General features: G+C 55.8%; 14 protein-coding genes and 1 other RNA gene. 5 read left to right on the top strand and 10 right to left on the bottom strand.

The window, feature by feature from the left end; genetic code table 11:
• Positions 1 to 69: 69 nt before the first annotated feature.
• From PHA01_RS15780 to ssrS, 6 genes are all read right to left on the bottom strand, one after another.
• Positions 70 to 459 (bottom strand): DUF1284 domain-containing protein, encoded by a 390-nt coding sequence (locus PHA01_RS15780; protein WP_334312029.1) that lies wholly within the window; start codon positions 457 to 459, stop codon positions 70 to 72.
• 32 nt (positions 460 to 491) lie between these two features.
• Positions 492 to 1,067, bottom strand: a complete 576-nt coding sequence (locus PHA01_RS15775; protein ID WP_271897053.1) for a biotin transporter BioY — start codon at positions 1,065 to 1,067, stop codon at positions 492 to 494.
• A gap of 49 nt (positions 1,068 to 1,116) precedes the next feature.
• Complete coding sequence (locus tag PHA01_RS15770) at positions 1,117 to 1,854, bottom strand: TerC family protein (RefSeq protein WP_271897051.1); 738 nt, start codon at positions 1,852 to 1,854, stop codon at positions 1,117 to 1,119.
• An 81-nt stretch (positions 1,855 to 1,935) separates the two neighbouring features.
• Positions 1,936 to 2,760: a TIGR00282 family metallophosphoesterase gene (locus tag PHA01_RS15765; protein ID WP_271897049.1), complete on the bottom strand. Its 825-nt coding sequence runs from the start codon at positions 2,758 to 2,760 to the stop codon at positions 1,936 to 1,938.
• Positions 2,761 to 2,825: 65 nt separating this feature from the next.
• A complete protein-coding gene (locus tag PHA01_RS15760) occupies positions 2,826 to 3,413 on the bottom strand; it encodes a 5-formyltetrahydrofolate cyclo-ligase (RefSeq protein WP_271897048.1) in 588 nt (195 codons plus the stop codon).
• Positions 3,414 to 3,476: 63 nt separating this feature from the next.
• Positions 3,477 to 3,633: non-coding RNA, 6S RNA (gene ssrS, locus PHA01_RS15755), on the bottom strand.
• Between the two features lie 119 nt (positions 3,634 to 3,752).
• Between ssrS and PHA01_RS15750 the strand changes: the two genes are divergently transcribed.
• From PHA01_RS15750 to ligD, 3 genes are all read left to right on the top strand, one after another.
• The gene (locus PHA01_RS15750) at positions 3,753 to 4,199 is read left to right on the top strand and encodes a GNAT family N-acetyltransferase (protein WP_271897046.1); all 447 of its coding nucleotides are present in this window, start codon (positions 3,753 to 3,755) and stop codon (positions 4,197 to 4,199) included.
• Positions 4,200 to 4,393: 194 nt separating this feature from the next.
• Positions 4,394 to 5,242 carry a non-homologous end joining protein Ku gene (gene ku, locus PHA01_RS15745; RefSeq protein WP_271897044.1) on the top strand — a complete coding sequence of 283 codons (849 nt, stop codon included), beginning with the start codon at positions 4,394 to 4,396 and terminating at the stop codon, positions 5,240 to 5,242.
• Between the two features lie 3 nt (positions 5,243 to 5,245).
• On the top strand, positions 5,246 to 7,804 hold the full coding sequence (gene ligD / locus PHA01_RS15740; RefSeq protein ID WP_271897042.1) for a DNA ligase D: 2,559 nt from the start codon (positions 5,246 to 5,248) through the stop codon (positions 7,802 to 7,804).
• On the opposite strand, the gene ku (PHA01_RS15735) is transcribed toward ligD, so the two are convergent.
• Together ku (PHA01_RS15735) and PHA01_RS15730 are read right to left on the bottom strand one after the other, a co-directional pair.
• The gene (gene ku, locus PHA01_RS15735; RefSeq protein WP_271897040.1) at positions 7,801 to 8,607 is read right to left on the bottom strand and encodes a non-homologous end joining protein Ku; all 807 of its coding nucleotides are present in this window, start codon (positions 8,605 to 8,607) and stop codon (positions 7,801 to 7,803) included. The genes ligD and ku (PHA01_RS15735) overlap by 4 nt on opposite strands.
• Before the next feature lie 75 nt (positions 8,608 to 8,682).
• On the bottom strand, positions 8,683 to 8,982 hold the full coding sequence (locus PHA01_RS15730) for a putative quinol monooxygenase (RefSeq protein ID WP_271897038.1): 300 nt from the start codon (positions 8,980 to 8,982) through the stop codon (positions 8,683 to 8,685).
• Positions 8,983 to 9,098: 116 nt separating this feature from the next.
• Between PHA01_RS15730 and PHA01_RS15725 the strand changes: the two genes are divergently transcribed.
• Positions 9,099 to 10,109: a DNA topoisomerase IB gene (locus PHA01_RS15725; protein WP_271897036.1), complete on the top strand. Its 1,011-nt coding sequence runs from the start codon at positions 9,099 to 9,101 to the stop codon at positions 10,107 to 10,109.
• Between the two features lie 249 nt (positions 10,110 to 10,358).
• Positions 10,359 to 10,655: a hypothetical protein gene (locus PHA01_RS15720; RefSeq protein ID WP_271897034.1), complete on the top strand. Its 297-nt coding sequence runs from the start codon at positions 10,359 to 10,361 to the stop codon at positions 10,653 to 10,655.
• A gap of 58 nt (positions 10,656 to 10,713) precedes the next feature.
• Here PHA01_RS15720 and PHA01_RS15715 read toward each other — a convergent pair whose 3' ends face one another.
• Both PHA01_RS15715 and PHA01_RS15710 read right to left on the bottom strand, forming a co-directional pair.
• Positions 10,714 to 12,978, bottom strand: coding sequence for a xanthine dehydrogenase family protein molybdopterin-binding subunit (locus PHA01_RS15715; RefSeq protein ID WP_271897032.1), 2,265 nt, complete (start codon positions 12,976 to 12,978; stop codon positions 10,714 to 10,716).
• 10 nt (positions 12,979 to 12,988) lie between these two features.
• The gene (locus PHA01_RS15710) at positions 12,989 to 13,483 is read right to left on the bottom strand and encodes a (2Fe-2S)-binding protein (protein ID WP_417020978.1); all 495 of its coding nucleotides are present in this window, start codon (positions 13,481 to 13,483) and stop codon (positions 12,989 to 12,991) included.
• Positions 13,484 to 13,772 lie beyond the last annotated feature (289 nt).

Here is a 13,772-nt window from a genome sequence, read left to right as displayed (position 1 = left end):
ACATGCTTCTGGAATGGCGCTCTTATAGGTAAAAAGCGGCGCTTCGTCCAGCGCCAGTCGCTTCGCCGTTCACTCAAACTTCAGTTTGGTGCCTTGGTAGTTGGCTTTCGATATCGCGGAACACAGTTCAAACCATTCACAACCGATACAAGCGCGACGGGTTTGGCCCTTCGCGAAGGCATCGCGGAATTTTCGGACCGTCATAGCCTCAAGATTTATAGTAGCGCCGACCTGAAGCGGCCTGCCAAGCAGATCAGCAACGTCATGCATCGCCTTGGTATCGCGCTCAACAACGCTGTCGCGCAAGCAATGCGGTTCGGTCGTCGCAAGAAGGGGCTGACAGATATCGTCCGGCCCCTCCTCAATCAGGATATCTTCGCCCGCCACCAATCTAGCAATAACCCTGTCGTAGTTTGCGGTAAAGGCCGGGCTGTAGCCTCTACCGATATAGGTCAGCATACAAAGGAGATGGTGTGCGCGAAGCTTGACCGTCAAGAGATGCGGATACCTGAGCGGCGGAACATTTCGATCGTTGCGGCAGCCAGCGCCGATTTGAGGACGCCGCCGATGATGAATGGTGCAACACCGAAAATCCATGCCTTCTCGAGGCCGATCAGATTTGCCAGCCACGCCCCACCGAGCACAAGGCATAGCGCATTGCCGAGAAGCATGACACCGAAAGCCGCGAATGGATTACGCGTCAGCCCACGTTCCGCGAGAAGACCAACGAATACCGCAACAACGGGAAAGGAAAACAGATATCCAGCTGTTGGGCCTGCAAAGGCAATCTGGCCCGGCATGCCCTCGGCCAAAACAGGCAATCCGACGAAAGATTGGAGAAGCCATGCGATGACGGTGATGCCACCGAGCCGCCAGCCATAGAGAGCGCCTACCATGGTGACCGCGAAGGTCTGCATGGTGACTGGCACTGGAATCATCGGAACCGAAATCCACGAACTCACCGCAAGAAAAGCAGTGCCGATCACCACTGCTAGCGCTTTGTATGCGAGCGATCGGTTAGCGAGTTTAAGTGGAACGAAAGCCTCGGCAAAAGTGGTCTGGGTCATTGATGCAAATCCTCTAGCACGCGTTAAGGTAGTCGAACTGTAGTCAACATTACTTTTTTCTGCGACGCGCCAGCATGTTCAGCGCCTCGACAAGAGCGGAAAAGCCCATGGCCGCATAGATGTAGCCTTTGGGAACATGGTAACCAAACCCGTCGGCGATCAGCGTCATACCAATCATCAAAAGGAAGCCAAGCGCAAGCATGACTATAGTCGGATTGTCGGCGATAAATTTCGACAAGGGCTCGGCTGCCAGCATCATAACAGTCACGGCAGCGAGCACGGCGATAACCATGATGGCGATTTCATCAGTCATGCCGACAGCGGTAATGATGGAATCGACAGAAAATACCAAATCGAGCACGAGTATCTGGACGATGGCGGCACCCATGGACAGCGTGACTGTTTTGCCGATGACATCTTCCTTGGCATCCTCGTGGTCGACCGTGTGATGGATTTCCTTCGTGGCCTTCCACACCAGAAACAGACCACCTGCGATAAGGATAAGGTCGCGCCAAGAGAAACCGTGCCCGAAAGCCTCGAAGACTGGTTCTGTCAGCTGTACGATGATCGAAATTGTGAACAGCAAAACGAGCCTGAGGATCAGCGCCGCGCTGATACCGAGTCGGCGGGCGCGCGCCTGCTGTTCCTTCGGCAGCTTGTTGGTGAGAATTGAAATGAAGATGAGATTGTCGATACCGAGCACAACCTCCATCACGACAAGCGTGACGAGGGCTATAAAGCCTGACGGCGTGTAGATGAAATCGAAATAGGAGAGTAGCGCTTCCATGGGGGTCGTTCCTGTGTTGCTGTGGCCCGGATGGTGCAAATTGATGACACGACTTAGGTGAGCGTGCGCCGTTCGGTCAACTCATTTCCAGAAAGAGGGGATAGTTTCTTCAAGCCTTGGACCGAGACGCAAGGGAGCGATCTTTTCGGCGAGGCCGGTGCGGTCGGAAATCTCGACCCCGACGCCGCAGATGGTGGCTTTCCCATTTGCAGCCTCGAACCGGCCTTTCGGCACTTTAGAGAGGAACCTGTTGAGCGGTTCTTCCTTGTCCATTCCGAGCGAGGAATCATAGTCTCCGCACATTCCGGCATCGGACATATAGGCGGTTCCCCCATTGAGTATCTGCGCGTCTGCCGTCGGCACATGTGTATGAGTGCCCACCACGAAACTGGCACGACCATCGACAAAATGGCCGAAACACTGTTTCTCGCTCGTCGCTTCCGCGTGAAAATCAAAGACCACCGCATCCGCCTGTTCACCGAGCGGACATGCCGCCAGGATTTCTTCGGCTATCGTGAAGGGATCATGCAAATCCGGATGCATGAAAACCCGTCCCATGATGTTGGCGACGAGTACGCGGGCACCATTTTTGGCAAGGAATATGCCTGAACCTTTTCCCGCCGTCCCCAGCGGGAAATTGGCAGGCCGCAGGAAGCGCTGCTCGCGCGCGGCGAAGACCAGCGCCTCACGCTGATCCCAAACATGATTGCCGGTGGTGACGACGTCCGCACCAGCATTGATCGTGTCGTGGAAAATCTCTTCGGTGATGCCAAAGCCTCCGGCCGCATTTTCACCGTTGACGATTGTAAAGTCGAGTTTCAGATCGGAGATAAGGCCCGGCAATTGTTCATAGACGGCTGTACGGCCAGAGCGGCCCACCATATCACCAAGAAAAAGTAATCTCACGCGCACATCCTGAGTGAGAGCGCCCGTTCCTTCGGGGCTCGTAATTGTTGATTGGCTTTATCGATCTAGCCAAAGCTGCGCAACCCGCTTTCCGTCAGGACGGCCTCCAGCGGCACATCATGCGGTTCATCAGGCACGATTTCTACCTGCTGACAGTCAAAAGCCACGCCGATCAACCGTGGATTGACGCCAATCTCCTTCAGTCGCGCGATTGCCCGGTCATAGTAGCCAGCACCATAGCCGATACGATGACCGCGCTCATCGAAAGCGGCAAGGGGGACCAGCATGAACGAAGGATCGAGAACCGCCGCATCCTCGGGCGGCCCTACCGTGCCGAAGCCCGTCTCGACCATCGGCGTACCGCGCACGAGTTCGCGAAAAAGAATCGTCTGCTTGTCGATGATAACCGGAAGGCACAACCGCGCACCTTTTTCGCGCATATGGAAAAGCAGAGGGCGCAAATCCACTTCCGACCGGATCGGCCAGAAACCGGAGACGTTGGTCCCCGGATCTACAACAAGGGTCGCGACGCCGGCGTCGGCGATGCGCATTGATGCTTCGATCCGATACTCCGTGGAAAGCGCATCGCGGCGGCCCAGAGCTTCGAGCCTCAAATTCTTCTTCAGGTCTTTGATGGAGGAAAGGTGCTTCAAGCGGGTGACTTCATGAGGGGCTGGAAGCTGGAGTCCAGCTCGGATGAGCACAAAAATTCAAAGCGGCGTCCACACAACCGATGGAGAAGTCGATCCCGGGAACCTACAAAGTAGGTGGGTGCCGTGTGAAGAAGCCCACGGGCCTCCTCAGGGACAGCTCCCTAAGGGATCATTAAGGCCCCGGGGAATATGTCTCTCCTGTCGAGAAGCGCAGAACGCCAACCCAAATATAGGACGGTTGGTTGGATTGCACCAGTAGGGTTGTCGGCTAATTTCAACCTCTTGCGCTCATTAATTCGCAACCCTAATCTCGCCTGGCAGATCAGGAGAAAAATATAGATGAGCGTTCAAATCCGCCCCTTGCAAAAATCCGACGAGGCCCAGTGGCGTCGGCTTTGGACTGCTTATCTAGCCTTTTACGAGACCACAGTGCCTGAAGAAGTCTACCAAACAACATTCGCAAGGCTGACTTCCGGTGCCAGTCACGAGTATCGCGGCTTCATCGCCGAGTTTGAAGGCCAATCTGTCGGGCTAACGCACTACCTGTTTCATCGGCACAACTGGAGCATAGAGGATGTTTGCTATCTTCAGGATCTCTATGCCGACCCCGACGTGCGCGGCAAAGGTATCGGTCGCGCATTGATCGAAGCCGTCCATGCCGAGGCCGCCAAGGCTGGCGCCCACTCGGTCTATTGGACAACCAACCAGGACAACAGGACGGCACGCCAACTCTATGACAGGATCGCGAAAGTAACACCTTTCATCAAGTATGTGAAAATGGTTTGAGCCTCCGGCGCGCTCTAATCATACGGGCCGCCGTTGTTTGCCAACCCTGCTAATTCCCGTTCAAGTTGTATTCTTCTGCCAAGATTGTTACCGTCCCGTCCATTCATCAAGCCGTCGAACATACGGACCAACAAGGGTTTCGGAACTAATCCACCTCAAGTGCATTTCGCAATACGAGCCATGGGAGTTGAGCGTTGGCGCCAAGAGCAAACTGGAAAGGCTTTCTGAAGGTTGCAGAGCTTTCGTGCCCTGTAGCGCTTTACACCGCAGCCTCGACCACCGACCGCATCGCCTTTCACACGTTGAACCGTGCGACCGGCCATAGGGTTCAGCGGCAGTTCATTGATTCCGACAGCGGCAAGCCAGTCGAGAAGGAAGATCAGGTCAAGGGCTACGAGGTTGGCGACAACGATTACATCGTACTCGAGCCCGAAGAGGTTGCTGCTGCGGTTCCCGACAGCGACGAGACGCTATCAGTCGAAGCATTCGTCGCGACGGACGATGTGGACGATATATATTTCGACAAACCATATTATCTCGCACCCAGTGACAAGCACGGCCAGGAAGCCTTTGCCCTCATCTGTGAGGGCATGAAAGACAAGAAGGTGGCGGCGCTTGCCCAAACGGTGCTTTTCCGCCGTGCTCGCACGCTTCTAATCCGTGCCGTAGGCGGTGGACTGGTCGCCAACACGTTGCACTTCGATTACGAGATACGCTCAGCCAAGGATGCATTCAGCGACATCCCTGAGGTGAAGATCACGGGCGAGATGCTGGACCTAGCGAAGCATATTATCGGAACGAAACGCGGCAGCTTCGACCCTTCCGAGTACAAGGATCGATACGAGGCCGCTCTTGCCGAACTGGTCCGGGCTAAACTCGAAGGCAAGCCGATCTCCAAGAAGCAACCCGCCAAGTCCGAGAAGGTCGTCGATCTTATGGAGGCGCTGCGGCAAAGCGCGGGTGCGGGCAAGAAAGAAGCGAAACCCAAAAAGACGCAAGCCCGCAAACCCAAGGCGGAACCCGCACGGAGGAAGGCGAGCTGATTTATGGTTGCGCTTGAAACATACCGCAAAAAACGCGATTTCAAGACAACGTCAGAGCCAAAGGGACGCAAGTCGCGCAAGGCCGGTAATAGTTTCGTCATCCAGAAACACGATGCGACGCGACTTCATTACGATCTGCGCCTTGAAATGGATGGCGTTTTGAAGAGTTGGGCCGTTACGCGCGGCCCAAGCCTGGTACCGAGTGAGAAGCGGCTCGCGGTCCACGTGGAAGACCATCCTTTGGAGTATGGCGGTTTCGAGGGCACGATACCCAAGGGCGAATATGGTGGTGGTACCGTCATTGTCTGGGACCGCGGCACCTGGACCCCGGTCTTTGACCAGAAGTACGGCTATGCCAAGGGCCATCTGGAGTTCGAACTTCACGGCGAAAAGCTTTCAGGGCGTTGGCATCTGGTTCGCATGCATGGCAAGCCGCGCGAAAAGCGTGAGAACTGGTTGCTCATAAAAGCGGAAGATGACGCCGCACGTACTGAAAGCGATCCTGATATCCTTGAAGAGCGCCCTGAATCCGTAAAGACCGGACGGGAAATCGCCGATGTCGCTGGCGAAGACCCCGGCTGGTCTTCAAAAACCGGCAAGATCGATAAAAAGAAGGCAGCCAATGGCAAAGCCGCCGCCAAAGCTGTCAAAGCACGATCTTCTGACACCCAAGCGGCGAATGTCCCTGATTCCTCGAAAATGGACGGAGCCAGGAAGGCACCCCTTCCCTCTTTTGTCGAGCCAACGCTGGCGACACTTGCGCCAAAGCCGCCTTCGGGCGAGCGCTGGATTCACGAGATAAAGTTTGACGGCTATCGACTGCAGGTGCGCATCGAGGCGGGCCGGGTCAAGCTTTTCACGCGCAACGGCCTCGACTGGACGAAGAGGTTCGGCAAAGAAATCGTTGGTGCATTTCAAAGTTTGCCCATCGGCACCGCTCTGATCGATGGCGAGTTGGTGGTCGAAACAGTTGGAGGCGCCTCCAACTTTTCCGCCCTGCAAGCTGATCTCAGCGACAACCGCACGGATCGTTTCGTCTTCTACGTTTTCGACCTCCTCTATCTTGACGGCTTCAACCTGCAAGACTTGCCCTTGGTCGAGCGCAAGACCATGCTTGAAAAACTGACCGCCGATGCGCCCGGATTGATCCGCTATAGTGGACATTTCGAAGAAAACGGGCCGCTTATTCTCGATCACGCCTGCAGGCTCAGCCTCGAAGGTATCGTGTCGAAGCTTCGCGACGCGCCATACCGCTCCGGCCGCGTCAAGGATTGGATCAAGGCCAAATGCTCACAACGACAGGAATTCGTCATAGGAGGCTACGTACCATCCACCACATCGCGCAGGGCGATCGGCTCGCTGGTCATGGGCGTTTACAACGGCAAGAAACTTGAACACGTTGGCCGCGTCGGAACAGGATACAGCGCGTCGGTGGCGGAAGATTTGTTTCGCAGGCTCGAACGCATTCGCTCGCCGGAAAGTCCCTTTGCCGAAAAGCTGAGCGCCGATGCAGCACGGCAGGTGCGCTATGTGAAACCACAACTTGTCGCTGAGGTGGAATTCCGCGCCTGGACGGCAGATAACAATCTGCGTCATGCAGCGTTCCGCGGCCTACGCGAGGACAAACATCCAAGCGAAGTCGTGCGCGAGACGCCAAAGGCAAAGGCATCGCCACAACAGGAGAGGCCCACAGTGAAACTTACCCATCCTGACCGCATCTATTGGCCCGAAGAAGGCGTCACCAAGCAAGGTCTGGCGGACTACTATACCGAGGTCTGGAAGTATATTGCTCCCTTCGTCGTTGCGCGACCCTTGGCCTTGCTGCGGGGTCCGGAAGGCATTACCGGCCAAACTTTCTTTCAGAAACATGCTTGGAAGGGCCTCAATTCCAATATCGCCTTGGTCACCGATCCAAAAGACAAAGACGACGAACCGTTGATCAGTATCAACGATTTGGATGGGCTGATTGGTCTGGTGCAGTCGGCGGTGCTGGAAATTCATCCTTGGGGCTCGACAATTGCAGATTGGGAGCGCCCGGACATCATCATCATGGATCTCGATCCGGGTGAGAATGTTCCTTGGGAACAGGTCATAACAGGCGCATTTGAAACCCGGGACCGACTTGAACAGGCGGGTCTAGCCGCCTTCGTCAAGACGTCCGGGGGCAAGGGTCTCCACGTGGTGGCCCCGGTCAAACCCAAAGCTACCTGGCCGGAAGTCAAGGCTTTCACCAAAGCCCTTGCTGATTCCATGGCGTCCGACAGTCCTGACTCCTATGTCTCGACCATCACCAAGTCGAAACGCACGGGCAAGATTCTCATCGACTATCTGCGCAACCAGCGCGGTATGACAGCAGTGGCGCCCTACTCTACCCGGGCGCGTCCAGGCGCCGCCGTCTCGATGCCTCTCGAATGGGATGAACTTACTCCCGGTATCGGTCCGGCCTATTTCACGGTTTTGAACACGGCGACGCGTCTTGCCGCTATAAAACGCGATCCCTGGACCGATTTTCGCGCAGCAGCCGCTCCCATTGAAAAGCCCAAGACAAAAAGGAGCAGTTAGCGTTTTTTCGATTTGCTTTCGCTGGCGATACTCTTCTTCAAAGCGTCCATGATATTGACGACATTGCTCGGAGGCTCCGAGGTGCTTTCCTTTGCCTTTGCCGGACGCTTCTTGCCCTTCTTCTTCGCCGCGATAATCTCCAGCAGGCGATCTTGAACCGGATCATCGACCATTTTGGGATCCCACGGCTTCATCCGCTCATCGATCAGCGTCTTCACTAACGGCATGAGGTTGCTGTCAACCTTGTCATTTTTGATATCCCCGAAGTACGCATCGCGATCACGCACCTCATCGCCATAGCGCAATGTCCACAAGACAATGCCACGACCTCGCGGCTCCAGCATCACCGCGCGCTCCCGCCTGTACATAACCAGCCGCGAAATCCCGACCTGCCCGGTTGCCTCCATCGCATCGCGGATGACCGAAAAAGCTTCCTCACCGACCGGATCGTCCGGCGTCAGATAGTGTGGCTTGTCGTACCAGACCCAATCAATACTATCGCGGGGCACAAACATCGAAATATCGATCGTTCGCGTGCTTTCAAGCCCGACCGCCTCAATCTCGTCATCCTCGAGCATGACATATTCGTCTTCGCTACGCTGATAGCCTTTGACCTCGTCGTCTTCGTCCACCGCCTTGCCGCTTACGGAATCGACATACTGGCTGACGACGCGATTTCCGGTTTTCCGGTTAAGCGTATGGAACTTGACTTTCTCGTTGTCAGTCGTTGCAGGGACCATCGCCACCGGGCAGGTAACGAGCGAGAGCTTCAAATAGCCTTTCCAGAATGAACGCGGCGCCATGACTCATGCTCCCCCAATATGTCCGGCAAAAACGGTCCGATAGAGAATTCGTTCCATAGAATCAATCATGTAGCGTCACGGTAGTTTGGAGGCAAGGACATCGGCCTTGTTGATCTGCGGCGGGCTGGCGAAAAGCTCATCTGCTCGTGCCATCAGAGCGGCGGCAACTTTCCCCGAAAGATGCGCGTTGCGACCACCCTCGTCAGCAAATGCGTCAAAGATTGCAAAGGAACTTTTGCCGAGACGTATCGCGAACCATGCGACGGTTCCGGATTCCTCATTTACCAGCGGTAAAGCCGACTGGAGAAACGCCGCGACGTCTTCCTCTTTTCCGGCTTTTGCTTCGAGGGGCACGTAAAGAGCAAATTTGGTCATGGTGGTTCCTTATCGAACTGGAACAGGATTGCTTCACGAGCTTGCACCTTTTTTGCGTCTCAGGGAACTGTCCCGTCGCAACAAACGTTCTTCAACCGCAACAACAGGGTGAAGAAATGCAACCGGACCATGCGTATTATGCTGGGATACTTGGGCTTAAGCTGGTCGATCCGGAAACATTCACTTTAAAGCGTGAACCACTTGGAGACACATTCCATTACGTCCGCACCAATGGACGTCCAGTCTCAAAAAAGCACATCGAGCGCATCACTGCTCTGGTAATTCCTCCTGCGTGGACCGAGGTTTGTTGCTGCGATGAATGCGACGGCCATATTCAGGCCGTAGGCTTGGACACGCTTGGACGGCGACAATATATCTACCACTCGAAATGGGAGGACGTGCGCAACAGTATCAAAACGCACAGGCTGCTTGCCTTTGGCAAGGCGCTTCCACATATCCGCAAGCGCATTCTGCGTGATATGAAGCGCCCCCCGACGTCAAGTCGCCCGCTTGTCGCGCTCGCAGTGAAACTGATCGATCAGAAGGCTTTCCGGGCCGGGCATGAAAAATATGCCAAGGATGGTGGTCGAGGCATCGCCTCACTCAAAAACAGCGATCTCAAGATCAACGGCAATATCGCGAACTTCGTCTTTGCCGGCAAATCGAAAAAGAAGAACGAAATAGCGATCAGCGATCGCGCCGCCGTCCGGCGCTTAAAGGCCCTGAAACGGCGGGGAAGGCTATTCCAATACAAAGACAAGCAGCGCTGGCGCAGCCTGCACGCGGGAGAACTGAACCAATATCTGCAAGAAATCTCTGGCTCAAAAGTCAGCGCCAAGGATTTCAGGACTTTTCATGGATCTGCCCGCGCACTCGAATTCCTGGCGCAGAACGATGCCAACACCGATTCCGCCCGGAAGCGGGCTCTTGCTGCGGCCATGCGCAATGTTAGCGAGTTCCTGCGGAACACACCCGCGGTTACACGATCGAGTTATGTTCATCCCCTTGTGACCGAATGTTTCAATGCTGGCCAACTCAATAGTTCGCTTCTGCGTGCACCCCATCGGAAAGGTCTAACCGGCCCCGAAACAGGGCTGATGAGGCTCCTCGAACAGGCAATAGAATGATCGCACAAGAGAGCCCATTTAAGGCCGTGCTCAATTGGCGTGATTGGCGCATGTCCCCCTTGCTAAATTTGCCCATCGGGACTGTCTTTTTGCAGTGCGGTAAGTGGTGCATTCGACAAGCGAATCCAATTCGATTTGCTGCAGGACAGAAAATGCGCTTAGCTTTTTCCATATCGCCGCCACAATTATCTCGCGGAATGGCGGCCCGCAAATTGAGATGTGTTCTCGCTGAACAGATGGGAGCGTGTCATGACATTCACAGATAGAGACCGACGGATATTTGCGACTACGGATTGGGAAATCATGCAGCGGGCTCACAATAGAGCATCGCAGCTATTGGATCGGTGTCCCAGGACCCATGAGCGCTGCAACGATCTGGCTCGTGTCATCATGGCTATCTATGAGAGCGGCGTTCGTGATGAGGACGAGCTGGCGGCAATGGCAGCAAATCGTGAGCTCAACTTTATGGCGGGGCGCGGGCATTTCCAAAAACCGTTTCCGTTCAAAAATGCGACTTCGACGCATGAATCGATGACCGAACACTAGCGCAACTAAGTGAGAAGCCGAACCGCAATACGGCTTCTCGTGAGCAAGGCGATCAATTTCAGGCCAGGCCGGCGGCTTTGAGCTTATCCGGCGTGAATGGTGCCTGGCGGATGCGTACGCCGGTCGCATCGAAGATCGCATTGGCAATAGCCGCCGCAACCGGTCGCATAGAAGGTTCGCCAGCACCGCTCGGCGGTAGTTCCTTGTGATCGATCAGAACCACGTCGATTGTTTCCGGCGTCTCCGTAATGTCGAGGATCGGATAGGTCTCCCAATCGATACTGGTGACGTTCTTGTCGTCGAACTGCACTTCCTCATGCACTGAACGGCTGATTGCCTGGACGATATTGCCTTCGATTGTATGCGTCAGCTGCCGTGGATTGACGATCATGCCACAGTCGTGGGCCACAGTGAATTTCCGCGCCCATATACGGCCTGTCTTGCTCTCGATTTCGACCTCGCAGACCACCGCGACCCTTGTGCCACTGCGCTGCGCATAGGACATCCCCTGCCCCTTGAACTTGCCGTCACCTGCGCTTTGCCGGCGCGCGGCAGTGCGGGCTTGCCAGCCGGCCTTTTCCGTTGCGGCCTTGACGACGGCGATGTCACGAGGGTCGGTAATGTATTTGAGGCGGAATTCTAACGGGTCCACGAGGATGGCATAGGCCACCTCATCCATGAATGATTCAGAGGCGAAGTGGATTTGCGGCCCGACGGGATCGCGCAGATGCGTCGTCCGAAGCGGCGATGCCCGGTCCAGCAGCGGGGCGACTGTTTCCCATGCCTTTCGCTTCGCCGGAAAACCGTAAGACTCCTCCGGCACGCCAAAGCCGACGCCGGGCTTTAACGGTGTATCGATAAGCTGACCAGCCAGTGTATCGCGCGTCGCGCTCTCATTGGAGTTGACGTCAACCCGGGAGAAGCCCTTGGACTCGAAGTGCCAGGCAAGGATATTGTTATCCTTGTCGAGCGCGGCTCGTGCCGTGTGGATAGAGGCTGGGCCCTTGGGGTCCCACCCTGTGCCGTCCTTCCGCATACCCTGAACCCTGATCGGTTTGCCAGTCAGCTTGGCGATCAGCGCTGCATCGGCAGCAGCATCGCCGGCATCGTTGCGGCCGTAGCTGCCGGGGCCGGGAACCCAGATGCCGTGCACTTTCTCCGATGGCATACCCAGAATATCCGCAACGCCCGCGGCGGCAAAATGCGGCTTCTGCGACCCAGTCCACAACGTTGCGCTGTCACCTTTGATCTCGACCACGGCGCAGGCCGGGCCCATGCTCGCATGGCTCTGGAACGGCCACTCATAGGCCGCCTCGATAACTTTGGCGGCGCCTGCGAAAGCAGCATCAACATCGCCGACATCTTCGCCCGGTTCACGATGAACCGATTTTGCATTCCGAAGGTGATCGAAAATGCCGGTCTGTGTCGGGAAATTGGGTGTCGAATCTGACCATGTCACCTTGAGCTGATCGGCAGCCCTGATCGCATCCCACTCCCGCGGCGCCACGATAGCCAGGAAGCCTTTATCGCGTATAATCTGCACATCCGGTATGTCCTTGACCGAATTTGCATCGACCTCGACAGGCACGGCACCTGCCACTTCGGGCCGGATCACTCGTGCGTGCAACATGCCCGGCACCTTGATGTCCACGACATAGTCGCCGGTTCCCATGACCTTCCATGGCACGTCACGGCGCATCGGCGAACTGCCGATAACCTTGTGGTCGGCAACAGGCTTTATCGTGCCTTTGCCTTTGACGAAAAGGCTGTTGCCAATTTTTTGATTCCACTCAAGCTGCGTATCGAAGAAGCGGCCGCCAATCAGTTCGGCATAGGTCACTGTCTTAGCCGGATCAGCAAGGGAGCTGATGACACCATCGTCCACTTTTAAGCCCGAGACGGGTACACCGAGTTGTTTCGATGCCATGTCGACAAGCTGATAGCGCGCTTCCGCAGCGGCGCTCTGCAGCGCTGTGCCGCCCTGCTGAATGCCCGTGGAGCCCGAAGCTCCGCCCTGGTTGATGCTGGTCGCCGTATCGCCTTGCTGAACGAAGACTTTGGATATTGGGAGGTCGAGCTCCTCAGCCACCATCTGGGCAACACCAAGATCAGTGCCCTGGCCCATGTCCATCTTGCCCCAGAAGGCGACAACGGTACCGTCTGCATTAACCTGGATATAGGAGGACAGATTTTCGGGTTTCAGCGGAGGCTGTGTCGTAGCGCCGAAGACGTCCGCGCGCGCCTTGTGGCCAGGCAGCACGACGGAAATGGTGAGTGCGCCGAAGGCCCCGAGAACCGTGCGCCGGTTGACATTGGTCGTCATGATTGCCTCCTCACGCCTGTGCAGCGCGCTTGACGGCACGCATGATACTGTAATGTGTGCCGCAGCGGCATTTCAGTCCGCTCAACGCATCACGAATTTCACCATCGCTGGGATTGGGATTTGTCTCAAGGAATGCGGCCGCCGTCATCAGCCAACCGTTGAGGCAATAGCCGCACTGCGGAACCTGCTCTTCGATAAATGCCGTCTGGATCTTGTGAGCCTTGCCATTTCCCCCGCCGAGATTGGCCAAAGTAACAACCTTACCGACGCCGACTGAGTCGACCGGAGTCACGCATGAACGGACGGCTTGTCCGTCAATTTGCACCGTGCATGCACCGCATTGTGCCAAGCCACAACCAAAACGAGGGTTCCGCAGGCCGAGATCGTCACGCAGAGCGTAGAGCAGCGGCATCTCTGGATCCGCTGTAATTACATGATTGTTACCATCAACATTAAGCTGGATTTCTTTTGTAGCCACATCTTCCTCCCGTGAATCGGTAAACATCATTGCCCTATTCTTTACGATAGGCAGGACAGGCAGACCGGGCAAGGTTGAATGCTTGTGGAAACTGTGTGATACGCTCGTATAGATGCACGATCACGAACATGTGCTTGTCGCGTGAAGTTGATCTCCGGAAATACTTTGGAGCGAGGCTTGCAATTTTTACGGCGTCGCAATGCCATTTACCGGCCAATCGTCGCCATCTGGGTGCATATCAATATGTGTTGAGTTCCCTCTCCCGGGCGAAGGGATACACTCTGTGCGGACGCCACCGCATCGAAGGAGGAAGAGA

Source organism: Candidatus Phyllobacterium onerii (genome assembly GCF_028331445.1).
Classification (GTDB): Bacteria; Pseudomonadota; Alphaproteobacteria; order Rhizobiales; family Rhizobiaceae; genus Phyllobacterium; species Phyllobacterium onerii.
This window is presented reverse-complemented; position numbering and strand designations above follow the sequence as displayed.

Excerpts from the sequence above, each read along its gene's own strand:
- PHA01_RS15780 (WP_334312029.1), bottom strand. The coding sequence starts at position 459 with ATGCTGACCTATATCGGTAGAGGCTACAGCCCGGCCTTTACCGCAAAC.
- PHA01_RS15775 (WP_271897053.1), bottom strand. The coding sequence starts at position 1,067 with ATGACCCAGACCACTTTTGCCGAGGCTTTCGTTCCACTTAAACTCGCT.
- PHA01_RS15770 (WP_271897051.1), bottom strand. The coding sequence starts at position 1,854 with ATGGAAGCGCTACTCTCCTATTTCGATTTCATCTACACGCCGTCAGGC.
- PHA01_RS15750 (WP_271897046.1), top strand. The coding sequence starts at position 3,753 with ATGAGCGTTCAAATCCGCCCCTTGCAAAAATCCGACGAGGCCCAGTGG.
- ligD (WP_271897042.1), top strand. The coding sequence starts at position 5,246 with ATGGTTGCGCTTGAAACATACCGCAAAAAACGCGATTTCAAGACAACG.
- ku (WP_271897040.1), bottom strand. The coding sequence starts at position 8,607 with ATGGCGCCGCGTTCATTCTGGAAAGGCTATTTGAAGCTCTCGCTCGTT.
- PHA01_RS15730 (WP_271897038.1), bottom strand. The coding sequence starts at position 8,982 with ATGACCAAATTTGCTCTTTACGTGCCCCTCGAAGCAAAAGCCGGAAAA.
- PHA01_RS15725 (WP_271897036.1), top strand. The coding sequence starts at position 9,099 with ATGCAACCGGACCATGCGTATTATGCTGGGATACTTGGGCTTAAGCTG.
- PHA01_RS15720 (WP_271897034.1), top strand. The coding sequence starts at position 10,359 with ATGACATTCACAGATAGAGACCGACGGATATTTGCGACTACGGATTGG.
- PHA01_RS15715 (WP_271897032.1), bottom strand. The coding sequence starts at position 12,978 with ATGACGACCAATGTCAACCGGCGCACGGTTCTCGGGGCCTTCGGCGCA.
- PHA01_RS15710 (WP_417020978.1), bottom strand. The coding sequence starts at position 13,483 with ATGTTTACCGATTCACGGGAGGAAGATGTGGCTACAAAAGAAATCCAG.